This window comes from Jatrophihabitans sp. YIM 134969, from assembly GCF_054456675.1.
Genome location: NZ_JBTJEQ010000019.1, coordinates 1 through 24055, shown reverse-complemented (window position 1 = coordinate 24055; position 24055 = coordinate 1). Strand labels below are relative to the sequence as shown.

General features: G+C 73.2%; 21 protein-coding genes and 3 tRNA genes. 7 read left to right on the top strand and 17 right to left on the bottom strand.

The features are described 5' to 3' along the window. The first annotated feature begins 30 nt into the window (after positions 1–30). Together pucL and ACXR2U_RS11880 are read left to right on the top strand one after the other, a co-directional pair. On the top strand, positions 31–912 hold the full coding sequence (gene pucL / locus ACXR2U_RS11885) for a factor-independent urate hydroxylase (RefSeq protein ID WP_458825227.1): 882 nt from the start codon (positions 31–33) through the stop codon (positions 910–912). A 63-nt stretch (positions 913–975) separates the two neighbouring features. Next, positions 976–1950, top strand: coding sequence for a hypothetical protein (locus ACXR2U_RS11880; protein WP_458825226.1), 975 nt, complete (start codon positions 976–978; stop codon positions 1948–1950). Positions 1951–1968: 18 nt separating this feature from the next. On the opposite strand, the gene ACXR2U_RS11875 is transcribed toward ACXR2U_RS11880, so the two are convergent. The 6 genes from ACXR2U_RS11875 to ACXR2U_RS11850 form a co-directional block, all read right to left on the bottom strand. Beyond that, complete coding sequence (locus ACXR2U_RS11875; RefSeq protein WP_458825225.1) at positions 1969–2652, bottom strand: urease accessory protein UreD; 684 nt, start codon at positions 2650–2652, stop codon at positions 1969–1971. Then, on the bottom strand, positions 2649–3284 hold the full coding sequence (gene ureG, locus ACXR2U_RS11870) for an urease accessory protein UreG (RefSeq protein WP_458825304.1): 636 nt from the start codon (positions 3282–3284) through the stop codon (positions 2649–2651). The genes ACXR2U_RS11875 and ureG overlap by 4 nt, the downstream gene beginning before the upstream one ends. Before the next feature lie 85 nt (positions 3285–3369). Continuing rightward, positions 3370–4041, bottom strand: a complete 672-nt coding sequence (locus ACXR2U_RS11865) for an urease accessory protein UreF (RefSeq protein ID WP_458825224.1) — start codon at positions 4039–4041, stop codon at positions 3370–3372. Then, complete coding sequence (locus ACXR2U_RS11860) at positions 4041–5768, bottom strand: urease subunit alpha (RefSeq protein ID WP_458825223.1); 1728 nt, start codon at positions 5766–5768, stop codon at positions 4041–4043. The genes ACXR2U_RS11865 and ACXR2U_RS11860 overlap by 1 nt, the downstream gene beginning before the upstream one ends. Continuing rightward, positions 5765–6100 carry an urease subunit beta gene (locus ACXR2U_RS11855; RefSeq protein ID WP_458825302.1) on the bottom strand — a complete coding sequence of 112 codons (336 nt, stop codon included), beginning with the start codon at positions 6098–6100 and terminating at the stop codon, positions 5765–5767. The genes ACXR2U_RS11860 and ACXR2U_RS11855 overlap by 4 nt, the downstream gene beginning before the upstream one ends. A gap of 8 nt (positions 6101–6108) precedes the next feature. Further along, entirely contained in the window at positions 6109–6411 is a 303-nt protein-coding gene (locus ACXR2U_RS11850; protein ID WP_458825222.1) for an urease subunit gamma, read from the bottom strand. 155 nt (positions 6412–6566) lie between these two features. On the opposite strand from ACXR2U_RS11850, the gene ACXR2U_RS11845 reads away from it, so the two are divergent. Beyond that, a complete protein-coding gene (locus ACXR2U_RS11845) occupies positions 6567–7745 on the top strand; it encodes a CAP domain-containing protein (RefSeq protein WP_458825221.1) in 1179 nt (392 codons plus the stop codon). Between the two features lie 17 nt (positions 7746–7762). On the opposite strand, the gene ACXR2U_RS11840 is transcribed toward ACXR2U_RS11845, so the two are convergent. The 10 genes from ACXR2U_RS11840 to rpsA form a co-directional block, all read right to left on the bottom strand. After that, on the bottom strand, positions 7763–8788 hold the full coding sequence (locus tag ACXR2U_RS11840) for an LLM class flavin-dependent oxidoreductase (protein ID WP_458825220.1): 1026 nt from the start codon (positions 8786–8788) through the stop codon (positions 7763–7765). A 32-nt stretch (positions 8789–8820) separates the two neighbouring features. Continuing rightward, positions 8821–11553, bottom strand: coding sequence for a S8 family serine peptidase (locus tag ACXR2U_RS11835; protein ID WP_458825219.1), 2733 nt, complete (start codon positions 11551–11553; stop codon positions 8821–8823). 205 nt (positions 11554–11758) lie between these two features. Beyond that, a complete protein-coding gene (locus ACXR2U_RS11830; protein WP_458825218.1) occupies positions 11759–12886 on the bottom strand; it encodes a hypothetical protein in 1128 nt (375 codons plus the stop codon). A gap of 126 nt (positions 12887–13012) precedes the next feature. Continuing rightward, the gene (locus ACXR2U_RS11825; protein WP_458825217.1) at positions 13013–13393 is read right to left on the bottom strand and encodes a nuclear transport factor 2 family protein; all 381 of its coding nucleotides are present in this window, start codon (positions 13391–13393) and stop codon (positions 13013–13015) included. A gap of 112 nt (positions 13394–13505) precedes the next feature. Beyond that, positions 13506–13580 (bottom strand) — tRNA-Val (locus ACXR2U_RS11820). Positions 13581–13626: 46 nt separating this feature from the next. Further along, positions 13627–13698 (bottom strand) — tRNA-Cys (locus tag ACXR2U_RS11815). Between the two features lie 15 nt (positions 13699–13713). Beyond that, positions 13714–13786 (bottom strand) — tRNA-Gly (locus ACXR2U_RS11810). Positions 13787–13873: 87 nt separating this feature from the next. Beyond that, the gene (coaE, locus tag ACXR2U_RS11805; protein ID WP_458825216.1) at positions 13874–14494 is read right to left on the bottom strand and encodes a dephospho-CoA kinase; all 621 of its coding nucleotides are present in this window, start codon (positions 14492–14494) and stop codon (positions 13874–13876) included. A 1-nt stretch (position 14495) separates the two neighbouring features. Continuing rightward, a complete protein-coding gene (locus ACXR2U_RS11800; protein ID WP_458825215.1) occupies positions 14496–15113 on the bottom strand; it encodes a hypothetical protein in 618 nt (205 codons plus the stop codon). 98 nt (positions 15114–15211) lie between these two features. After that, entirely contained in the window at positions 15212–16678 is a 1467-nt protein-coding gene (gene rpsA, locus ACXR2U_RS11795; protein ID WP_458825214.1) for a 30S ribosomal protein S1, read from the bottom strand. Positions 16679–16890: 212 nt separating this feature from the next. Between rpsA and ACXR2U_RS11790 the strand changes: the two genes are divergently transcribed. The 4 genes from ACXR2U_RS11790 to ACXR2U_RS11775 are packed head-to-tail and all read left to right on the top strand — an operon-like array spanning position 16891 to position 20996. Beyond that, on the top strand, positions 16891–17757 hold the full coding sequence (locus ACXR2U_RS11790; protein ID WP_458825213.1) for a class I SAM-dependent methyltransferase: 867 nt from the start codon (positions 16891–16893) through the stop codon (positions 17755–17757). Then, complete coding sequence (locus ACXR2U_RS11785; RefSeq protein WP_458825212.1) at positions 17754–18776, top strand: phosphotransferase; 1023 nt, start codon at positions 17754–17756, stop codon at positions 18774–18776. Before ACXR2U_RS11790 ends, ACXR2U_RS11785 begins: the two co-directional genes overlap by 4 nt. Continuing rightward, the gene (locus ACXR2U_RS11780) at positions 18773–19750 is read left to right on the top strand and encodes a phosphotransferase (RefSeq protein WP_458825211.1); all 978 of its coding nucleotides are present in this window, start codon (positions 18773–18775) and stop codon (positions 19748–19750) included. The genes ACXR2U_RS11785 and ACXR2U_RS11780 overlap by 4 nt, the downstream gene beginning before the upstream one ends. 10 nt (positions 19751–19760) lie before the next feature. After that, on the top strand, positions 19761–20996 hold the full coding sequence (locus tag ACXR2U_RS11775) for a polysaccharide biosynthesis protein (RefSeq protein ID WP_458825210.1): 1236 nt from the start codon (positions 19761–19763) through the stop codon (positions 20994–20996). 13 nt (positions 20997–21009) lie between these two features. Here the strand turns inward: ACXR2U_RS11775 and polA are convergent, their stop codons facing one another. Then, a complete protein-coding gene (gene polA, locus ACXR2U_RS11770) occupies positions 21010–23907 on the bottom strand; it encodes a DNA polymerase I (protein ID WP_458825209.1) in 2898 nt (965 codons plus the stop codon). Between the last annotated feature and the right edge of the window lie 148 nt (positions 23908–24055).

The window sequence follows — 24055 nt, the reverse complement described above, 5'->3', positions numbered from 1 at the left end:
GTGGACGCAGGCGATGACTGGAGGCGACGCATGGCCCGACTCGGGATCAACCGGTACGGCAAGGCCGAGGTGCGGGTGGTCCGGGTGGGCCGCGGCCTCGGGCCGGACGGGACCGACGTCATCCGCGACTGGAACGTCTCGTCGTCACTGTCCGGCGATCTCGCGGCGACCCACCTCACCGGCGACAACACGAACGTCCTCAGCACCGACGCCCAGAAGAACACCGACTACGCGTTCGCCCAGTCGCTCGGCCCGGTCGAGCCCGAGACGTACGCCCTGGCGTTGGCCCGCCACTTCGTCAGCAGCCAGGAGCCCATCACCCGGGCGCGGGTCGCGGTCGAGGAGTTCCCCTGGGCACCGATCGGCGCCGGCGGCCACTCCTTCGCCCGTGAGGGCCGCTACGTCCGCACCTGCGTGGCCCACGAGGACCAGGACGCCGGCACGACCCTCGTGAGCGGCCTGCGCGACCTCGTCGTGCTCAACACGACCAACTCGGAGTTCTGGGGTTTCCCCCGCGACCGGTACACGACGTTGGCCGAGACCAAGGACCGCATGCTCGCCACGCAGGTCAGCGCGACGTGGCGGTACCGGCCCGAGACCGTCGACGACCTCGATCACGCCGCGCTGTTCGACCGAGCGCTCGAGACACTGCTCGGGACCTTCGCCGGCACCTACAGCTACTCGCTGCAGCAGACGCTCTACGCGATCGGTGAGGCGGTCGTCGAGGCCATCCCCGAGGTCGCGGAGGTGCGGCTCGCGCTGCCGAACAAGCACCACTTCGTGGTCGACACGACCCCCTTCGGCGAGCCCACCACCCACGAGACCTTCTACGCCGCCGACCGGCCGTACGGGCTCATCGAGGGCGCCGTGCTCGCCGACGACGCCCCCGACCCGGGCACCGCCTGGCTCTGACCTGGCGCTCACCCACACCTGATCCACAGCGAACGGGGCGGACGTCGCGGGGACAGCCACCGTGTGACGGTCGTGTCCCGCAAGCTCACCCGTGTCGCTCTGTCCGTCGTCCTCGCGCTCGGCACGGCCGGGGCGACCGTCGCCGTCGCACCCGCGGCCGACGCCGCCCGGCCCGACACCGTCGCCCTGCCGGACGGGATCCAACCCGAGGGCATCACCTCGTCCGGTTCGACCTACTGGGTCGGGTCCCTGGCCGACGGCCGCATCGTGGCGGGCGACCTCCGCGGCGACACCCCGAGCCGCGTGCTGCTCCCCGGCGCCGCCGGCCGCCAACTGCGCGGCCTCGCCTACGACCCCCGCACCGATCTGGTGTGGGCCGTCGGCAACGTCGGCACGGTCGCGCACGTCTGGGCGGTCAACGCGTTGTCGGGCCGGGTCGTGCGCGACACCGTCGTTCCCGGCGGGGTGTTCCTCAACGACCTGGTCGTCACGCCCACCGCGGTGTGGGTCACCGACTCCCGCGTCGCGCGGCTGACCAGGCTGACGCTCACGGCACGTGGCCTGCCCACCGCCGTCAGCCCCGCGTTCCTGCCCCTGCGCGGCGCCTGGCCGGGTGGAGAGGCGGAGGGCATCGCCGCGAACGGCATCCGGGTGATCGACCGGGGCCGCGTGCTGCTCGACCACTCGGGCGTCGGTGGTCTCTGGACGGTCGACCTGCGCACCGGCGCCGCCTCGGCGGTGCCCGTCACGGGCCGGGCGATCACCGGAGGCGACGGCCTCGAGCGGCGCGGCACGACGCTGTGGGTGGTGCGCGGCGTCGACGACGCGAGCGTGTCCCAACTGCGGCTGCGCATCACGCCGGGCGCCGTCACGGCGACCTACCAGCGCACGCTGACCGCGGCGTCCCTGGACGTGCCCTCGACCGCGACCTACTCCAGTGGCGCGCTGTACGCGGTCAACGCCCGTTTCGGTGTCGCCTCCCCCGCGACGGCGACCTACTCGATCACCCGGCTGCCGACGACCGCCGCCCGTACGTGAGCCGGTAGAACCAGACCCCTAGCGTCGCCGTTCCGGTTCCAGGGTCGTCGTCACCGTCGCGTGGGCGGCGAGGCGTTGGGTGACGTCGGTGGGTGAACGGACAACGGTGCGCGCGGCGAGACCGGGGGCGACGTGCAGGACGGTGGTGAGCACCTTGGCCCCGCCGGTCACCCCGGACCAGTCGCGCAGTGCGGGGTCGGCGAGGTCGAGGTCCTGCCGCAGCAGCGGGGCCCCGTCCCGGCGCACGTCCCACCGCAGCCGCACCCGGCCGGGCGGTTCGCCGGTCCGGCCGAGGACGACGGTCTCGCGCCAGACCACCGCGGCGCCGGCGGCGAGCTCGATGCGCACGTCGACCTCGACGTCGGCGTTGCGCGCCACCACGAGCGCGCCGGGGTCGGCGTCGAGGTGCGCCCCGTGCGCCACCTCGACGTCGTAGCGGACGAGGGCGGGCGGTGCCCCGGGTCGGCCGCCCTGGGCGATCTGGGCACCGGTCGCCTGCAGCGTCGCGCGGGCGCCCGCCCGGATCCCGAGGCTCAGGGCCAGGTCGTCGCCCGGCAGTGGGCCGGCGGCCGTGCCGACCACGCACAGCGCGCAGACGTCACGATCACGGGATCGCAGTTGCCGCACGGTCAACGGCGGGGCGCAGCGGACCTCGGCGAGCCGACCGCCGGGGTCGACGACGACTGCGGTGCGGGCCCTCATCCCACCGGCGCGAGGTCCCGGACGACCGAGCGCACCCAGGCCGCGACCTCGGTGGCGGTCGGGTCCTGGGCGAGCGACGTGAACAGGGTGGGACGGCCCTCGCGGACCGCGGCCGACTCCCGGTCCATCACCCCGAGGTCCGCACCCACCAGCGGCGCGAGGTCGGTCTTGTTGATGACCAGCAGGTCCGAGCGGGTGACGCCCGGGCCACCCTTGCGCGGGACCTTGTCGCCGCCGGCCACGTCGATCACGAAGATCTGCCGGTGCACCAAGCCGTAGGAGAACGTCGCGGTGAGGTTGTCGCCGCCGCTCTCGACCAGGACGAGATCGAGGTCGGGGAAGGTCTCCTCGAGTTCCTCGACGGTGTCGAGGTTGGCGCTGATGTCGTCGCGGATCGCGGTGTGGGGGCAGGCGCCGGTCTGCACCGCCCGGATCCGTTCGTCGGGCAGGACCCCGGCCCGCTTGAGGAACTGGGCGTCCTCGGTGGTGTAGATGTCGTTGGTCACGACGGCCACCGAGAACTCGGTGGCGAGGGCCCGGCACAACGCCGCGACCAGGGCGGTCTTGCCCGACCCCACCGGCCCACCGATCCCGATGCGCGGCACCTTCGCGCCGACCGGTGCACCCGGCAACGGTTCGTGTGTGTGCGCACCGCCGTCGTTGTGCGCGGGCGGTAGCGGCGCACTCGCGCGGGGGTGACGGGCGAGGGCCAGACGGTCACGAAGCAAAGAGACGCACCTCCGAGAGAACGTGGACATCGGCGAGCAGGTCGAGGGCCGGCGCCGACCCCGCGGGGATCTCCGGGGCCGTGGCAGCGGCGTCGGCCACGGCGTCGACCTCGGGCGCGAGCCGCGCCAGGACGGCCTGCACGGCGTAGGGGTCCAGGCCGAGCAGCCGGACGGCGGCACTGGCGGGCGCCGAGCAGGTGGCCAGCGCCGCGGCCCGGGCGGCGAACCCGACCGTCCCGCCCGCCACCGCACACGCCGCACCCAGGACGACCGGGTGGTGCGGCGGTCCCGCCGGCCACCAACGCTGATCGGGCAGCGCGGGCAGCATCGCTCGGGTCAACCGCCGCAGCCCGCGCCCCAGCGCCCGCGACGCCGCCCGGGTCGCCTCGGACGGGGTGCGGGCGTCGACCTCGGCGTCGAGCGCGACCCAGTCGGCAGCCGGTGCGTCGGCGCCGGCCAGGGCGTGCGCCCGGGCGGCGACACCGGCGGCCACCGCACCCGCGGTGCGCAGCCGGCCACGGCAGAACGGTTCGAGGTCGTCGATCCCCCGCACCCAGCCCGCGCTCACCGCGGGTTCCATGCCCAGCGAGTGCGAGTGCGCGCCCGCGGGTGACCGGGTGTCGACCAGGAGCAGCAGCAACGACGAGGGCGCCGCGCTCATCAGAAGAGGAAGTAGCGCTGGGTCATGGGCAACGACGGCACCGGGTCGGGCTCGACGAGGTCACCGTCGATGCGCACGGCGAAGGTCTCCGGGTCGACGTCGATCGCCGGCAGGGCCGTGTTCTCCGGCAGATCGGCCTTCGACAGACCCGAGACGTCGCGGGTGGCGACCAGCGGCCGGTCGGAGTCGAACCGCTCGGCGAGACCGTGCTCGAGCGCCGACGGCGAGACGAAGGTGCGGCCGAGGCGTGCGGGCAGCGCACCGAACGCGCCGAACATCGGCCGCGGCAGCACCGGCTGCGGGGTCGGGATCGAGGCGTTGGCGTCGCCCATCTGCCCCCAGACGATGACGCCGGACTTGATGACGACCTCCGGCCGCACCCCGAAGAACGCCGGTGACCACAGGACGAGGTCGGCGAGCTTGCCGGGTTCGACGGAACCGACCTCGTGGTCCAGGCCGTGGGTGACGGCCGGGGCGATCGTGTACTTGGCGACGTAGCGGCGGGCCCGCAGGTTGTCGGAGCCGGTGGGGTCACCCGGTAGCGAGCCGCGGCGGCCCTTCATGACGTGCGCGGTCTGCCAGGTGCGGATGATCGTCTCGCCGATCCGGCCCATCGCCTGACTGTCCGACCCGATCATCGAGATCGCACCGAGGTCGTGCAGGACGTCCTCGGCCGCCATGGTCGAGGGCCGGATCCGGCTCTCGGCGAAGGCGAGGTCCTCCGGCAACGACGGGTTGAGGTGGTGGCACACCATCAGCATGTCGAGGTGCTCGTCGAGGGTGTTGCGGGTGAACGGCCTGGTCGGATTGGTGGAACTCGGCAGAACGTTGCTGTGTGCAGCGACGCGGATGATGTCGGGTGCGTGGCCGCCGCCGGCCCCCTCGGTGTGGTACGTGTGGATCGGTCGCCCGCCGATCGCGGCCAGCGTCGACTCGAGGTAGCCGGCCTCGTTGAGGGTGTCGGTGTGGATGGCCACCTGCACCCCGTTGCGCTGTGCAACGGTCAGGCAGGCGTCGATCGCGCCCGGGGTGGTCCCCCAGTCCTCGTGCAGCTTGAAGCCGCCCGCGCCGGCGTCGAGTTGCTCCTGGAGCGCGGCGTCGGACACCACGTTGCCCTTGCCGAGGAACACGACGTTGACCGGCCAGGCGGTGACCGCCCGCATCATGGCGTCCAGCCAGAACGCCCCCGGCGTGACCGTGGTCGCCTTGGTGCCCTCGGCCGGACCGGTGCCGCCACCGATGAGCGTCGTGATGCCCGCGGCGAGCGCCTCGGGGATCTGCTGCGGCGCGATCATGTGCACGTGGCTGTCCACGCCGCCCGCGGTGAGGATCTTGCCGTTGCCGGCGAGGATCTCCGTGGACGCGCCGATGACCAGGCCGGGGGTCACCCCGTCCATGACGTCGGGGTTGCCGGCCTTGCCCAGCGCGACGATCCGGCCGTCGCGGATGCCCACGTCGGCCTTGACGACCCCCCAGTGGTCGAGCACGACCACCCCGGTGATGACCAGGTCGGGTGTGCCCTCGGCGCGGGTGGCGACCGACTGGCCCATCGACTCCCGGATGACCTTGCCGCCGCCGAACACCGCCTCCTCGCCGGCGAGCGGGCCCGGCCCACCGCAGCGGTCCTCGGTCACCTCCAGGAACAGGTCGGTGTCGGCCAGGCGGACCCGGTCCCCGACGGTCGGCCCGTACAGGTCGGCGTACCGCGACCGTGGCAACCGGCTCATGCGCCCGGCCCGTCCGGCCCGCGAGCGTCCAACACGCCCGCGTACTCCGGCCGCAGGCCCGGCACCACCCGCGCGCCCGCGATCGGGACCAGCACCACGGTGACGGCGAGTCCCGGCTCGAACCGCACCGAGGTCCCGGCCGGGATGTCGAGGCGGTGCCCCCACGCCGACGCCCGGTCGAAGTCCAGGGCCGGGTTGACGGCCGCGAAGTGGAAGTGCGAACCGACCTGCACCGGCCGGTCGCCCGCGTTGACCACGTCGACCTCGACCGTCGGGCGACCCGGGTTGAGCTCGATCTCGCCGTCGGCCGCCAGGACCTCGCCCGGGATCATCGGCGGCGTCACCGGATGGGCCCGTGCACCGTGACGAGCTTGGTGCCGTCGGGGAACGTGGCCTCGACCTGCACCTCGTCGAGCATCTCGGGCACGCCCTCCATCACCTGCTCGCGGGTCAGCACGTCGCGCCCGGCCGACATGAGGTCGGCGACCGTGCGGCCGTCGCGAGCGCCCTCCAGCACGAACGCGGTGATCATCGCGACCGCCTCCGGGTGGTTGAGCGGCAGCCCACGACCCAAGCGCCGGGCGGCGACGTCGGCCGCGACCGTGATCAGCAACCGGTCCCGTTCGTGGTCGCTCAGCTTCACGCGCCGGAACCTATGCCCGGCGGGTTGCGCCCGGGTTACGGGGGCACGACAGCGGTGGCACCGGCGTCGCCCTGCGATCCGGGCCGACGCGGCCTACCCTCGGTCTCGTCACTGCTCTCCCCCGGAGCAGGCCTCCCCCGAAGCAGGTGTCGCCCGTGCGCCGTCGCACCGTTGCCCTCCTCGCCGTCCTCGCCGCCCTGACCGGGCTCGCGGTGACCGTCGCCCCGGCCGCCTCCGCCACCGCCACGGTCGGCATCGGCTACCGGCTCGGCTCGGGTACCGCGCTCGTCTCGGCCGCCAACGGCTACCGACTGTCGATGAACACCGACGGCAACCTGGTGCTCTACACCGACCACGCCGTCCCGCTGTGGTCGACCGGGACGTCCGGGCGGGGGCCGTCCTACCTGGTCTTCCAGAGCGGCGGCAACCTCGTGGTGCGGACCAACGCCGGCGTGGCGACCTGGTCGACCGGGTCGAAGGGCGGCACCACGCTCACCGTGCGCGACGACGGCAACGTCGTGATGCGCAAGGGCTCGACCACGGTGTGGTGCACGTGCGCCATCCCGTTCACCCGCGTGGTCGGCCGGCCAGCGGCACTCGCCGCCGGCGGCGGGCTGCTCGGTGGCGACGCGTTGGCGGCGGGCACGGCCACGCTGACGCTGCAGACCGACGGCAACCTGGTCCTGCGGCGCGCGTCGACGGCGACGTGGACGACCCGCACCGCCGGCGGCAACCGGAGCAAGCTCGCCCTGCAGACCGACGGCAACCTCGTGCTCCGCGGCTCGGACAACCGCGCGCTGTGGACCTCCGGTACGACCGGGCGCGGCGCGCGCACGCTGCGCCTCGGGTCCGACGGCGTGGCCCGGTTGCTCACCGCGAGCGGCGCGACGGTGTGGTCGGCGGGCACGCCGCCGGCGACCACCCCCACGGGCATCGCCGGCGACGTCTTCGCGCTGCTGAACCGCCAGCGGGCCGCACACGGTCTGCCCGCGCTGGTCAGCGACCCCCGGCTCGTGACCTCGGCCGCCCGGCACAACACGGCGATGGCGGCGGCGAACCAGCTCTCGCACCAGCTCCCCGGCGAGGCGGGTCTCGGTGCCCGGATCACCGCCGCCGGCTACTCCTGGCACTACGTCGCCGAGAACATCGCGTGGACGACGAACGCGACGTCGGCCGGCGCGCAGGAGATGCAGACGAAGATGTACCAGGAGGTGCCGCCCAACGACGGCCACCGCCAGAACATCCTGTCGGGGACCGCGCGCCACGTCGGCGTGGCCGTACTCGTGGACAGCCGCGGTCAGCTCTGGCTGACGACCGACTTCGGCGCCCCGTAGGACGGCCGCAGGTCGGCTCAGACGTCGGCGACTCGCGGGGCGACCTCGCCGAGCAGTTCGATCCCCCGCAGCAGGTCGCCGTGAGCCAGACGCGGGTTGGTCATCTGGATCGACACCCGGTCGACGCCGCCGAGTTGGTCGGCGACACGTCCGAGCTTGGCCACGATCTCGTCGGGTGAACCGAGGAAGAACGCGCCGTCGGGGCCGCTGGTCGCGTCGAACTGGGCTCGGTTGGGCGGCGGGAAACCCCGCTCCCGGGAGACGCTCGTGAACATCTGGTGCCAGCCGGGGTAGATGGTGTCCGACGCCTGCTGCCGGCTCTCGCCGACGTAGCCGAACACGTGCAGGCCGACGTGCAGGTCCTCGGGCGCGTACCCCGCCTCGGCGCCCGCCCGGCGGTACAGGTCGACGAGCGGGGCGAAGCGCCGTGGCTCGCCGCCGATGATCGCGACCATCAGCGGCAACCCGAGCAGCCCCGCGCGGACGAACGACTCCGGGGTGCCACCGACGCCGACCCAGATCGGCAGCGGGTCCTGCACCGGCCGCGGGAACACACCCTGCCCGGTCAGCGCCGGGCGGTGCCGACCCGACCAGGTGACGTGCGTCGACTCCCGGATCTCCAGCAACAGAGCCAGTTTCTCGTCGAACAGCTCGTCGTAGTCGGCGAGGTCGAGCCCGAACAGCGGGAACGCCTCGGTGAACGACCCGCGCCCGACCACCAGGTCGATCCGACCGCCCGAGATGAGGTCGAGGGTCGCGAACTGCTGGAACACCCGCACCGGGTCGTTGGCCGAGAGCACGGCCACGGCGCTTCCGAGCCGGATGCGTGAGGTCCGGGCGGCCGCCGCGCCGAGGATGACCGGCGGGGCCGAGTCGTAGTACTCCTCGCGGTGGTGCTCGCCGATGCCGAAGGAGTACAACCCGACGGCATCGGCGAGGGTGATCTCCTCCAGCAGATGCGCCATCCGCTCCGCGGGACCGACCACATGGCCGGTCCCGGGATCGGTGACCTGTGCAACGAAACTGTCGACGCCCACCCGCATGGGCACGACCCTACCCAGGCGCGGGATCCGGCTCAGCCCGCGGCGACGTACCCCGCCACGTTCAGCGTGAACGCGCGCAGGGTGCCGGTGTCGGCGCCCGCGTTGTCACTGACCGTGAACGTCCACGTGCCGTTGGCGTTCACCCCGTCGAGCGTCGAGAGCGGCTCGGCCGGCTTGAACTGACCGGTGAACGGGGCGGCGTCCAACGGCTGCCCCTGGATGGGGGTGGTGGCTGCGTCGGTGAACACCGTCTGGCAGAAGTTCTCCCCCGTCCCGCCGGTGCGGCTGAAGAGCGTGACCTCCGTGCCGTCGGGCGCGGTGAGCGTGCCGATGAGGTCACCGTCGTAGGTGTGCTCGATCCCCGAGCCCGCTCCGGTCGAGCAGTCGCTCCCGTCGAGGGAGAACGTCACGCCCGACACCGTGCCGACACCGGTCACCTGCACCGGAACGTCGACACCGGCGGGGGTGCTGTCCGGGATGGGCACGGCCGGTCCGGTGTACGCGAACGCCCGGGGTGCCGAGGGTTGCCCGACCGGGACGGACAGGGTCCGCGTCGTCGGCGAGAGCGCCCCGGTGAACCGGACGGTCGCGGCGAGCTCGACGGGGTCGCCGGGCTCCTGGCTCGCCGGCACCGCGATCGTGAAGTTCACGGTGCGGGTCTGGCCCGGTCCGATGGTCGTGACCTGCCGGGTGGCGGGGCTGACCGTGGCGTCGGTGCTGGTCACCGTGACCGAGATGTTCGCGGCCGTGCCGTCACCGGCGTTGGTCAGCGGCACGGTGACCTTCGCGCTCTCGCCCGGCTCGAGGTAGGCGTCGCCGTCCCCGGCCGGGACGACCGTCGGGTCACCGGCCGTGACCAGCGGCTGCGGGGTCGCGCCGGTGGCCGTGAGCAGCCGGTTCGCCATCGTGATCCCGAACCCGGTGTCGCGGTCGTAGCCGGGCTTCTCGATGTCGATCGCGTTGGTCGTCAGCGCGGAGCGGAGGGCGGCGGGGCTCAGCCCCCGGTTGCCCGAGAGCGCCAGCGCGGCGAGCGCGGCGGCGTGCGGCGCCGCGGCCGACGTCCCGAAGAACGGGGCGAAGCCCGTCACGGACGTGTTGACGCCGTCGGCGGAGGTGAGGTCCGGCTTGGACCGCACCGTGCCGCCGGTCGCGCTGGTGTCGCCCGGGGTGATCGGCGTGCCGTCGGGCTGGAAGAACACCCGGCGCGGGCCGTCGGAGGTGAAGACCTCGCTCTTCTGGGAGGACTTGTACGTGCCGGGGTACGGGCCGGAGGGGTTCGCGAGACCGGGCTTGATCGCGAACGGCAGCGGGTCGGCCGCGGGGACCGCCGCGACGGCGTACGCCGCGGGGACGGCGGCGTGGCCGCGGATGACGCCCGGGGTGACGTAGCCCTTCAGACCGCCGCCGGACTCGAACCGACCGCCGAACGTCGTCACCTGCAGGTACTTCGCGGCGCCCTTGTACTTCACGACCGCCACCCGCAGGCCGGAGCCGGACGGGACCTGCAGGACCTCGAACGGGTCGTCGTCGCCGTCCTGGGTGTCGTTGGACGCGGCGACGACCGCACCGCTGGCGTCGACGACGTACAGGTCGTAGTCGTCACGGGCCTTGCCCGCCGGGTCGGCCCAGAACAGCGTGGTCACGGTGCCCGCACTGTCGGAGCTCAGCGGGTCCGACGCCTGCACGACCGAGGCCGGGGCGAAATCGTGCGCGACACCCTTGAACTTGCCGATGGTCTGGCCGCTGTCGACGAAGTCACCTTCCCAGTTGCCGGAGGTGCCGTCGGTGACGTTGCCCTGGTTGCCGGCGGAGCTGAAGTACGCGGCTCCGTCGGCGGTGACGTCACGGACCGCAGCGGCGATTCCCGTGTCCTGGAAGGGGTTCTCCGCGTAGTAGATGACGTCGTCGACGATGACGTCGGCGCCGGCCGCGCGCAGGGCGCGGATGTTGTCGGCGAAGCTCTCGGCGCTCTCGAACGCCGTGGCGAACAGCAGGTTCGCGGTGGGGGCGACGTCGTGGACGATCTCGAGCATCGCCGTGCCCTCGTCGCCGGAACCTTCCTGGCCGTCGAGCACGCGGGTGTTCGCGGGCAGGTCACCGCTGGCGATGGAGCCGGCGAGGGAGTCGACACCGTCGGACAGCACGCCGACGGTGATCCCGGCGCCGCGCACCTGGGTGGCCTTGCGGGCGGCGTTCGCCGCGAGCGCGACGTCGCCTTCGTCCACGACCGACCCGGCCTTGGCCGGTGTGGCCGCGGCCGCCGCGACCTGCTGCTGGACCGTCGCCCTCGGGGCGTTCGGCGTGACGCCGGCGAGGGTCGCGCCGCCGGTCGGGTCGATGCGGCGCACGGCGGCCGAGCCCGCGAGCGCGGTGAGCGCGGAGGCCGGCACGTCGGCGTCGACGGAGGTCTTCCAGATCGAATGCACCCGACCGCCCGCCGCGTCGATCTCCTTGGCGATCGAGTCGACCCTGCCGGTCGGCGTGGCGGCGACGGTGACCCGCACGGTGCCGTCCTTGCCGACCGCGGCGGTCGTGGTCAACGGACCGACCCCCGACGCGACCCGACCGCCCTGGCGCTGCGCGACCGCGGTCAGCAGCTGCGAGGAGATCTTGCGCTGGGCGGGGGTACGCGCGTTCTTCGCGGCGGTGAGGGCGTCGATCTGCGCGGCCGCGGCGGCGGGCAGACCCGCGGGCACGGCCGGGGCGGCGGTGCTCGACGCGGCGAACGGGACGGTGAGCCCGACGGCGGTGAGGGTCACCGCCACGGCACTCAGGACACGGACGGGGACACGAACGGAGCGCATGGCGACCACCGGCGGGGAACGGGACGGATCCGACATTCGTCCCTGGCGCGCCGGACACTATCCGTGCATGATCCAGACAGACAAGACACTTCGCCCGCACAGTTCCCGCACGTCGGCGTGTGATCCGACGGCCGCCGGGAGCTGGTTCCGGCGCGCGCCACGAGCGTCAGACGGCGTGCCAGTACGTGGAGCCGCCGGTCACCTGGAGGTCGCGGACGACACCGATGAGCAGCACCGCGCCCGGGTGGCCCGACGTCGCGGTCGACCACACCGCTGCGCCTGAGGGCGCGCGCACGACGGCGTTGCCGTCGGTCTGCATCACCAAGCGCGAGCCCGCGACGTGCGTGTTCGACGACCACACGACCCCGGACCCGTAGCGGAGCACGAAGTTCCCGTCGCTCTGCATCGTCGCGGTCGCCCACGGCAGCCCGACGTTGCTGAGGTTGCGCAGCTGCGCGCCGGGGGTCAGCGTCCGCCCGGGGTAGAGGATCGCCCGACCGGATCCCGACGACCACACGGCGCGGCCGACGGCGGTGCGCAGGACGAGGTTGCCGTCGTCCTGGATGCTCAGGGAGTTCGCCCCGGAGCCCGCGGTGTTCGTCGTCCACTGCACGTGGCCCGCCGCCGTGAGCACCAGGTTGCCGTCGCGATCGAGGCTGAGCAGGGTCGGCGTGAAGACGTCACCGGTGAGCCGACCGGCCGACCAGGTGCCCGTCCCGAAGCGGTTGAGGTCCTGCTGGATGGTGACCATCCCGCCCGAGAGGTACAGGGAGAACTCCCCCGAGGGCGAGTCGTAGCTGGGGTGCTGGTACGTCCAGGACCCGCCGGCGTACAGCACGTCGCCCCGGGGAGCGGGCGGCGCGGGGTGGTCGGCGCCGGTGGTCCAGAGCGCGCGACCGGCCGCGGAACGCACGACCAGGTTGCCGTCGTCCTGCAACGCGAGCGCGTTGCCGTTCCCCGTCGTCCGGGTGCTCCAGATCCCGCCGCCGACCTTCGGGTAGATCACGACGTTGCCGTCGCTCTGCACGACCAGGGCCGCGCCCGCGTGGCCCGCGGTGCGCGAGGTCCAGATCGCCGCGTTGTCGGTGACGCGTCGCTCGACGAGGTTGCCGTCGGTCTGCATGACCAGCCGGTACGCACCTCGCGGCGAGGTCAGCGTGGCTCCGGAGAACAGGTGTGCTCCGGTGGGCAGCGTCCCCGGGGTGGCGGCGCCGGCCGACGGTGCGGACGCCAGCGCGATCCCTTCGGCAGCAGCGGCGAGGCCGGCCAGGACGGCGCGGGTGGGACGAGTCATCGACCGGGTCTCCATCAGTGCAGGGGGGACGGCCGCGGAAGCATCACACACGCGCACGCGGAACCCTCGTTCCGCGTCGACCGCTCACCTGGTGCTGACCTGCCGCTGACTTCGCGGTCGGAGAACTCAGCGCGCCTCGGCCTGGATGCGCGGGAACTGCTCGGCCATCGCCGCCGCGAGCGCTGTTGCACCGGACAACGGTCGGACCATGACCTGGAAGTCGTCGATACGGCCGTCGGCGTCGACGTGGATGAAGTCGCAGCCCTGCACCTGCTTGCCGTCCACCGTGGCCGTGAACACGAGGGCGTGGTCGGCACCGTCGTGGATCTCGCGTACGTAGGTGAAGTCCTCGAAGACCCGCAGCACGGCGCGCAGGATCGCGGCGGTGAGGGCCTTGCCCGGGTACGGCGCGAAGGCCACCGGGCTGGTGAACACGACGTCGTCGGCGAGCAGCGCCTCGATCGCGGCGTGGTCGCGGCGTTCGACGGCTTCGCGGAACTCCTGCACGGTCGCGACCCTAGCGATCGGGCCGGTGCCGACCGCCGCCGTCCGGCGCGGGGTCGTGGGCTCGGCCCGGGAACGACGAAGGCCCCGGCCGGAGCCGGGGCCTCGCGTGGCGTGGTGGGCGATACTGGGATTGAACCAGTGACCCCTACCGTGTCAAGGTAGTGCTCTCCCACTGAGCTAATCGCCCTCGGCCCGCGAGGTTCCGCGGGCAGTCGTGCCGTGTTGCGTCTACGAGGCGGCGGCGGGAATCGAACCCGCGTACAGGGCTTTGCAGGCCCTTGCCTAAGCCACTCGGCCACGCCGCCGCAGCTCGACCCCCGAGCGGACGACGGGATTCGAACCCGCGACCCTCACCTTGGCAAGGTGATGCGCTACCAGCTGCGCTACGTCCGCATGCACGATCCAGCGGCCTCGCAGCCGCTCAAACGTGCGTCGTAGACCGTACCTGATCGGGTCGTCCGGGGTCGAAGCCGGGGTCGGTCAGCCCCCGGCCGAGCCGGCCCGGGCGGTCAGGTCCGACCAGAGGGCGTCGACCCGGACGGCCAGCGCGGCGCGGTCACCGCTGTTGTCGACGACGACGTCGGCGAGCGCCTCCCGTTCGGCGTCGGACGCCTGGGCGGCGATCCGGGCCCGGGCGTCGTCCGCGGTCAGGCCGCGGCCGACGAGCCGTTCGACGCGCACCTCGGGATCCGCCCGGACCACCACCACGACGTCGAAGCCCGCGCGGCTGCGACTCTCGGCGAGCAGCGGCACGTCGTAGACCGCCACCGCGCCGGGCGGGACGGCCGCCAGCCGGGCCTCGGACAGGTCCCGAACCAACGGGTGGGTGATCGCCTCCAGGCGGCGCCGGGCGTCGGGGTCGGCGAACACGACGGCGCCGAGCGCGGCGCGGTCGAGCGCGCCGTCGGCGGTGAGGACGTCGCGGCCGAACGCCTCAGCCACCGCGGCGAGACCGGGTGTGCCGGGCTCGACGACCTCGCGGGCGATGCGGTCGGCATCGACCACCACCGCGCCCCGCTCGGCCAGCAGGGTGGACACGCTCGACTTGCCCGCGCCGATGCCGCCGGTGACCGCGACCCGGAGCGCGCGCCCGGCCGCCACGTCAGTCGACCTCGAGAGCGAGTTCGGCCAAGGCCACCAGCTGCTGGAACCCGGTCGACAGCGTGCGACTCACGCTCACCGCGACCGTCTTCGCGTCCCGCGCGACGACCAGCGTGGGTGGGCCGCCGCCGACGAGGACGGTGCCGGTCGTGCCCGCGACGTCGACGTCCTCCGCGCGCGAGCCGCTCTCGCGGTAGTCCTCGACCGTCCCGGCGACCCGGTCGCTCGCCCGGTCGGCGGAGTCGTACAGCGAGACCCCGATCTCGACCCCGGGCACCGGCGCGGCCGCACCCGCGGCCGGGGTGGTCGTCGGCAGCCCGTAGCGGCAGTTGAGGTAGGCGAGCCGGCCGATGGTCGGATCCGGCTGGCCGACGACGTACTCGGTGCGGCCCTGGACGGGTTGGCCCGTCGCGCGGCTGACGTCGATGAGAGCCAGGGCGGTCTCGCAGGTGCTGGTGAACGCGGTGACGGTCGGTGACGGCGAGGCGGACGCACTGGTCGCGCTCGACGTCGTGGCGGACGTCGGGGCGGGGGTGGCGTCGTCGTCCGCCGAGCCGGTGCACGCCGTCAGCAGGACGGCGGCGGTCACGGTGACGCCGAACAGGACGAGTGTTCGCACCCGGTCACGGTAGGGCTGAGCGGCCCGGGAACGGCGACAGCGCGCCGTGACGCCCGGGGGCGTCACGACGCGCTGTCGTGGTGCAGGTGCAGGTCGGCTCAGCGGCCGGCGAGCTTCTCCCGCAGGGCGGCGAGCGCCTCGTCGGAGGCGAGCGAACCGCCGGCGTCCTCGGCCTCGGCCGGGGCGCCACCCGAGGAGTACGAGGTGGACTCGCCGGTCTCCGAGGCGGCAGCGGCGTCGGCCGTCTGCGCGTCGGTGGCCTGCTTGCGGTGCGCCTCGAACAGCTCGCGCGCCTTGGCGTAGCGCTTCTCCCAGGCCTCGCGGGCCTCGTCGAAGCCCTCGAGCCACTCGTTGGTCTCCGGGTCGAAGCCCTCGGGGTAGATGTAGTTGCCCTCGGCGTCGTACTGGGCCTCCATGCCGTACTGCGCCGGGTCGAAGGTCTCGTCGGTGAGCGTGCCCTCGTTGGCCTGCTTGAGGCTCAGCGAGATGCGGCGACGCTCGAGGTCGATGTCGATGACCTTGACCAGGAGCTCGTCGCCGACGTTGACGACCTGCTCCGGGATCTCGACGTGGCGCTCGGCCAGCTCGGAGATGTGCACCAGACCCTCGATGCCGTCCTGGACGCGGACGAACGCACCGAACGGCACCAGCTTGGTGACCCGGCCGGGGACGACCTGGCCGATCTGGTGGGTGCGGGCGAACTGGCGCCACGGGTCTTCCTGGGTGGCCTTGAGCGAGAGGGACACGCGCTCGCGGTCGAGGTCGATGTCGAGGACCTCGACGGTGACCTCCTGGCCGACCTCGACGACCTCGGACGGGTGGTCGATGTGCTTCCAGGACAGCTCGGAGACGTGGACGAGACCGTCGACGCCGCCGAGGTCCACGAAGGCACCGAAGTTGACGATGCTCGACACGACACCGGTGCGGACCTGGCCCTTGGCCAGCTTGTTGAGGAACTCGCTGCGGACCTCGGACTGGGTCTGCTCGAGCCACGCGCGGCGCGACAGGACGACGTTGTTGCGGTTCTTGTCGAGCTCGATGATCTTGGCCTCGAGCGTCTTGCCCACGTAGGGCTGCAGGTCGCGGACGCGGCGCATCTCCACCAGGGAGGCGGGGAGGAAGCCACGCAGACCGATGTCGAGGATGAGGCCGCCCTTGACGACCTCGATGACGGTGCCCTCGACGACCTCGTCGGCGTCCTTCTTGGCCTCGATCGTGCCCCAGGCGCGCTCGTACTGGGCGCGCTTCTTGGACAGGATCAGCCGGCCTTCCTTGTCCTCCTTCTGGAGGACCAGGGCCTCGATCTCGTCGCCGACGGAGACGACCTCGGAGGGGTCGACGTCGTGCTTGATCGACAGCTCGCGCGAGGGGATGACGCCCTCGGTCTTGTAGCCGATGTCGAGCAGGACCTCGTCGCGGTCGACCTTGACGATGGTGCCCTCGACGATGTCGCCGTCGTTGAAGTACTTGATCGTCGCGTCGATCGCGGCGAGGAAGTCTTCGGCAGACCCGATGTCGTTGATCGCGATCTGCGGGGTGGTGCTGGGAGTGAGTGTGGAGGTCATGGAGTAGGTGGCGTCCGATGGGTAGTCCCGGGCAGTGGGGACCCGTTTCGCTCCGCTGATGGCCTGACCGTCGTGCTCTGCCCGTCCCAGTCCGCGAAGTGAGCGCGACCTGCTCCTGTGAGGTACGCAGGTCCGTCACCGCAACCGCCAAGAGTACGGACCTGAGGCGGGGTGGGTCAACGTGGGTGGACCCGGCCCACCACACTGTCACCGTGTCGAGCGGCGGCGTCCACCCCGTGCCCGGACCACCCCCGCGCCGGGTCGCGGCCGCGGTGACCCGCGACCCCACCGCCCAGCACGACACGGTGCGCGCCAACCGCGGCTGGTGGGACGCCGAGGCGGCCGACTACCACCGCGAGCACCTGCAGTTCCTGGGCGCGGCGGACTTCGTCTGGGGCCCGGAGGGTCTGCGGGAGGACGACGTCCACCTGCTCGGCCCGCTGGCCGACCTGGACGGCGCCCGGGTGCTGGAGATCGGGGCGGGCGCGGCGATGTGCTCGCGCTGGCTGCGCGAGCGCGGGGTCGACGCCGTGGCGTCGGACCTCTCGGCCGGGATGCTCGCCGAGGGCCTGCGACTCTCGGCGACGACCGGGATCGAGGTGCCGCTGGTGCAGGCCGACGCCGCCGTCCTGCCGTTGGCGTCGGGGGTGTTCGACGTCGTGTTCTCCTCCTACGGCGCGGTGCCGTTCGTCGCCGACAGCGCCGCGGTGCTGGCCGAGATGGCGCGGGTCCTGCGGCCGGGCGGGCGGTGCGTGTTCTCCACGACCCACCCCGTGCGGTGGGCCTTCCCCGACTCCCCCGGCCGCGACGGCCTGGTCGCCGGTGGCGGCGGGGCGAGCTACTTCGACCGGCGGCCGTACGTGGAGGTCGACGCGGACGGCGTGCCGGTCTACGCCGAGCACCACCGCACGCTCGGCGACCGGGTCCGCGAGATCAGCGCGGCGGGGCTGCACCTGGTCGACCTCGTGGAGCCCGAGTGGCCGGCGGAGAACCGGTCGACGTGGGGCGCGTGGTCTCCGTTGCGGGGTGCAACGATCCCCGGGACGGCCGTCTACGTCTGCGTGAAGCCGGCGTCGTGACGGCGTTCGACGACTGGTGCTCGCCCACCTGGCTCGCCGAGGTGACCGGATGGTTGGACGCGACCCTGGCCGCGGTCCACCGCACGCGCACCGGTCCCGTCGAGCAGCCGCGCACCCGGCCGTGGGGCACGGTGCTCCGGGCTCCGACCTCCGACGGTCCGGTGTGGTTGAAGGCCCCCGCGCCGTCGTTGCGGTTCGAGCTGACCCTGCTCCAGGCGCTGGCCGGGCACGACGGAGCGCCCCAGGTGCTCGGCACCGACCCCTCGCGGGGGCTGCTCCTGCTGGCCGACGGCGGGACGTCGCTCGTCGCGTCGTACCCGGACCGCTCCGAGCGCGCGGGGAAGTTCGCGGCGGCGTGGCCCACCGTCGGAGCGCTGCAACGCGCGAGCACGCCGCTCGTGCCCGCGCTACTCGCCGCCGGCGTGGCCGACTTCCGTCCGGCGCTCCTGCCCGCACGGTTCGACGAGGTCCTCGACCGGGCGCGCGCCGATCACGGTGACCACGCGACCGATGCGGAGGTGTTCGCCCGGCTGGCGGTGCTGCGGGGACGGTTCGCAGCGGTCGCCGACGAGCTCGCCGGCTCGAAGGTGCCGGACGCGGTCGACCACAACGACGTCCACGACGGCAACGTGCTGATCGGCGCGGCGGGCGACACGGTCGTCGTCGACTGGGGCGACGCGGTGGTCGCGCACCCGTTCGCCGTCCTGGTCATGGCCGAACAGACGCTCACCTCCCTGCTCGGCGACGTCTCCCCGGAGCACCCCGACCTCGTCACCGCGCGACGGGGTTACCTGGCGGGCTTCGCCGAGCTCGCGCCGCACGAGGACCTCGAGCGGACCGCCTGGCTCGCACGGACCGCCGCCGAGATCGGACGGGCGTGGGTGTGGCAGCGCGCGCTCGACACCTTCGCCGACGCGACCGCCTTCGAGCCGCCGCCCCACTGGCCGCGCGATTTCGACCGTGGTGCCCTCCGCCCGCTCGCGCGACTCGCCGACCGCCTGGAACGCTCCACCGCGTGACGGTCGATCCCCTCGCGTGGGCCGACGCCGCCCTCGCCCGCCTGGACCGGGCGCGTACCGGCGAGCCCGAGGTCGAGGCCGACCAGCCCTGGGGCCGGGTGCTGCGCCTGCCCACCGCCGACGGTCCGGTCTGGCTCAAACAGCCCGCCCCGGCGATGCGGTTCGAACTGGCGCTGCTGCGGACGCTGGGCGGGCTGACCCCGCGGCTCACGCCGGAGGTGCTCATGGACTCCCCGGCCGACGGTCTGGTCCTGCTCGCCGACGCCGGGACGAGGTTCAGCGACGCCTACGACGACGACGATCTCCCCGCACGGTTCGCCGCCGTGCTGGTCGAGGTCGGGCGGGTGCAGCGGGCGTCGATGCCGCTGGTCGACGACCTGGCGGCCGCGGGCGTCCCCGACCTGCGGGTCACCCACGCCCTCGACCGCTTCGACGAGCTGGTCTCCACCCTGGGCGACGGCGTGCTGAGCAACCCCGCCTCGGCCCGGAACGCCCTCGAGCGCCTGGTCGGCGGACTGAACGCGTCAGCCGTGCCCGCGGCGGTCGAGCACAACGACCTGCACGACGGCAACGTCCTGGTCGACGCCGACGGACGGGTGACCGTGATCGACTGGGGCGACAGCGTCGTGACCCACCCGTTCGCGGTGCTGCTGGTGGTGCAGCGGGTGCTGGCGAGCCTGCTGGACGACGCCCCGCTCACCCACCCGCTCATCGTGCGGGCCCGCCGGGACTACCTCGCCGGGTTCGCCGACCTCGCGCCCGGTGAGGACCTCGAGCACACCGCCCGCGCGGCGGTGCTCGTCGCACACCTGGGCCGGGCCGTGGCCTGGCAGCGGGCGCTCACCGCGTTCGCCCGGACGGGGAGGGACCCGGGCGAGTTCGCGGACGCCGCGCGGGAGTGGCTGCGCCGGGGCGCCCGGGCGTGGCGGGCGGCCCTGTTCGACGGCGCCGAGCCGTTCTCGGAACCGCCTTAGAGTGACGGGCATGCGGGGGGCCAGGGCGCAGGTCGCGCTGGCCGCGTTGTCACTGCTGACCAACGTCCTGGGGTACGGGTTCACGGTCGTCATGTCGCGCGCCCTGCCGGTGAGCCGGTTCGGCGAGCTGGCCGCGCTGGTCGGGGTCGTCGTCACCACCAGCGTCGCGGGAACCGCCTGGCAGGCCCTGGTCGCGCGGCGGGTGGCGGGCGGGGAGCGCCCGGAACCCGCGCGGGTCCTCACCGACACCGTGATCGTGTCGGTCGGCGTCGGCGTGGTCGTGACGGTCGCCGTCCCGCTGCTGCGGCCCCTGCTCGCGGTCGACGGCTGGTCGGCGCTGCTGTGGCTCGCCGTGTCGATGGTCCCGACGACCTTCGCCTATGGGCTGCAAGGACTGGTGCAGGGTGAGGGCAAGCTCGTCCACCTCGGGGTGATGCTCGCCGCGGTCCAGGCTGCGAAGTTCCTCGCCGGCCTGGTCGCCGCGCTGACCGGCGGGTCGATCCCCCTGGCGTTCGCCCTCACCGCGGTGTTCGCGTTCGTCGCCGTGGTGGCCGCGACCCCGTTCGCCGCCCGCCCGCGGTTCGGGCGCTCCACGTTCACCCGTCCGCTCGTGACGGCCTTCCTGCGCGACATCGGTGCGCTGCTCGGCGTGCTGCTGCTGACGACCCTCGACCTGGTCCTCGCGCGCCGCTACCTCGACGCCGAGACGTCCGGGCTCTATGCCGCCGGCAACGTGCTGACCCGCGGGGCGTTCTGGGCGCCCGCGTTCATCGCCCTGGCCGGGTATCCGCGGTTCTCGGACCCGGTGGCCCGGCCCCGCGCGTTGCGCACCGCCGCGCTCACGCTCGCGGTGATGGCCGCCGGTGCGATCGGGTTCGGGTGGTTCGGGCGCGACCTGGTCCCGCTCGTGCTGGGCCGCGGCTACGACCCGGTCGCCCCGCAGCTGTGGCTGTTCGCGGCGCAGGGCGCGGCGCTGGCCGGTCTGCAGCTGTGCATCTACGCGGGCCTCGCGGTCCACGACCGCCGCCCGGCCGTCCTGCTGTGGACCCTCGCCGTGGCCGAGGTCGTCGCCGTCGTGACGTTCGGCCACGGCAGCCTCACGGCGATGATCGCCACGGTGGCGGCGTGCTCGTGGATCGCGCTGCTGCTGACGGTGGGGGTGCTGGTCCGTCGGCCCCGCCACGCCGGACCACCGGTCGACGTGGACGTCCCGGCCCCGTGGACCGCCCCCGAACCGCAACCCTGAGGCGGGCCGCGGCTCAGTGGGCGGCGGCGTCCCAGGTGGGACCGACGCCGACGGAGACCTCGAGCGGCACCCGGCCGAGGGAGTAGGCGCCCCCCATCTGGGCGCGGACGAGTTCCTCGACCTGCTCCCGCTCTCCCGGTGCGATCTCCAGGACCAGTTCGTCGTGGACCTGCAGCAGCAGCCGCGACGACAGCTCGGCCCCCTGCAACGCCTGCTGCACGTTGATCATCGCCACCTTGATGATGTCGGCGGCGCTGCCCTGGATCGGGGCGTTGAGGGCCATGCGCTCGGCCATCTCGCGGCGCTGCCGGTTGTCCGACGTGAGGTCGGGGAGGTAGCGACGTCGACCCATGATGGTCTCGGTGTAACCGTCGGAGCGGGCCTGCTCGACGACCGCGCGCAGGTAGTCGCGGACCCCGCCGAACCGGCTGAAGTACGCCTCCATCTGGGCGCGGGCCTCGTCGGAGCTGATCTTCAACTGCGCGGCCAGGCCGAACGCCGACAAGCCGTACGCCAGGCCGTACGACATCGCCTTGACCCGGCGGCGCAGCTCGGCGTCGATCTGCTCCGGCGGCAGGTCGAACGCCCGCGACGCCACGAAGGTGTGCAGGTCCTCGCCGGTGGTGAACGCCTCGATGAGGCCGGCGTCCTCCGAGAGGTGGGCCATGATCCGCATCTCGATCTGGCTGTAGTCGACGGTCATGAGCGACTCGTAGCCTGCGCCCACGACGAAGGCCTCGCGGATGCGCCGCCCCTCCGCCGTGCGCACCGGGATGTTCTGCAGGTTCGGGTCGACCGAGCTCAGCCGTCCGGTCGCGGCGATGGTCTGGTTGAACGTCGTGTGGATGCGGCCGTGGTCGTCGATCATCGGCAGCAGCGAGTCGACGACCGTCTTGAGCCGGGCGACCTCGCGGTGGCGCAGCAGCAACCCGAGCAGTTCGTCGCCGGTCTGCTCGTAGAGGGAGGCCAGGGCGTCGGCGTCGGTGGTGTAGCCGGTCTTCGTCCGCTTGGTCTTGGGCAGGCGTCGTTCCTCGAACAGGATGGTCTGCAGCTGCTTGGGCGAGCCGAGGTTGAACGGCCGACCGACGTTGGCGTGCGCCAGGCCCTCGACCTCCTTCACGGCGTCGGCGAACTCGGTCTGCATCGACTCCAGGTGGTCGCGGTCGACCGCGATGCCGGTGTGCTCGACCTCGGCCAGCACGATGGTGAGCGGCAGCTCCATGTGACGCAGCAGGGTGGTCGCGCCGCGGGTCTCGAGGTCGGCGTCGAGTGCCACCGCGAGGTCCCGGATGGCCGAGGCGCGGACGGTCTCGACCTCGGCGCGACCCCTGACCGCCGCCCCCGGGTCCGGCTCCTCGGTGTCGCCGTCGAAGCTCAGCACGCCCTGGTCGGGATCGGCGTCGGCGTCGGGATCGTCGGCGCTGTTGCGCAGTTCCCGGCGCAGGTAGCGCAGGGCGAGGTCGGACAGGTCGAACGAACGCTGCCCGGGCAGGGCGAGGTAGGCCGCGAGCTGGGTGTCGCTGGTGACGCCCTCGGGCGTGGCGTAGCCGTGGTCCCAGAGCGCGAGCACCGGGCCCTTGACGTCGTGGAAGGCCTTGGGCACCGAGGCGTCGACCAGCCAGGCGCCGAAGGCGCGGTCGTCGTCGTCGGTCATGGTCTCGACCTCGACGTACGCGGTGGTGTCACCGGCCGCGGCGAAGGCCAGACCGGTCATGGTGCCGGCGCCGCGGCCCCAGGTACCCGCCACCGAGACGCCGATCCGGGTGCCGTCGTGGGTGTGGGCGTCGAGCCAGTCCGCGAGCTCACCGGGTCCGACGACCGCGACCTCGACGTCGAAGCCGTCCTCGGCCTCGATCTCGGCGGCGTCGACCTCGTCGAAGAGCCGCTCACGCAGGACCCGGAACTGCAGGGAGTCGAAGGTCTGGTGGACGGAGTCGCGATCCCACCCGGTGCGCTCGAGGCCGCCGATCTCGAACTCGATCGGCACGTCGCGGACCAGTTCGGTGAGCTGCCGGTTGCGGATGACCGAACCCAGGTGCTCGCGCAGGGCGTCGCCCGCCTTGCCGGGCACGGTGTCGACCTTCGCGATGAGGGTGTCGAGATCCCCGAACTCCCGGACCCACTTGCTGGCGGTCTTCTCCCCCACCCCCGGGATGTTCGGCAGGTTGTCCGACGGGTCGCCCCGCAGCGCCGCGAAGTCGGGGTACTGCTGCGGGGTCAGGTCGTACTTGGCCCGCACCTCGTCCGGGGTGAACCGGGTGAGGTCGCTGACGCCGCGCCGGGGGTACAGGACCGTGACGTCGTCGCCGACCAGCTGCAGGGCGTCGCGGTCGCCGGTGGCGATGAGCACCGGCAGCGGCGGGTCCTGCTGCAGGGCGCGGGTCGTGACCGTGGCGATGACGTCGTCGGCCTCGTAACCCTCGGCGGTGAGGATCGGGATCCGCAGCGCGTCGAGGACCTCACGGATGAGGGACATCTGGCCGGAGAAGTCGTCGGGGGTCTTGCTGCGGCCCGCCTTGTACTCGGCGTACGCCTCGACCCGGAAGGTCGCGCGGGACACGTCGAAGGCCACCGCCACGTGGGTGGGCTTCTCGTCGCGCAGCAGGTTGATGAGCATCGAGGTGAAGCCGTAGACCGCGTTGGTGGGTTGACCGGTGGTCGTGGACATCTCGACGTCACGCAGCGCGAAGTAGGCGCGGTAGGCGAGGCTGTGACCGTCGAGCAACAGCAGGCGCGGCTTGCCGAGACCCGGGTCCTTGGCGGCGGCCTTGGCGGCGGAACTGGGCCGCAGCGGACCCTTGCCGGGCGCCTTGCGACCGGCCTTCTTCGCCGCCTTCCGCGCGGGGGCGGTGGCCGCGGGAGCGACGGCCTCGGGTGCGTCCGGCGTCGGTGTCTCGGTCTCGGTCGGCACGGCGGCCAGCCTAGGCCGTGGGTCTGACGTCCTGCTCGTGGCGAGCGACGGCGGGCTTCAGGCGCCGGGGTGGGCGATGTCGCGCACGCTCGCCGCGGCGCTGGGCACCACCCGGCGGGCGAGGCGGCGGGCCGGGCGGCCGTCGGCG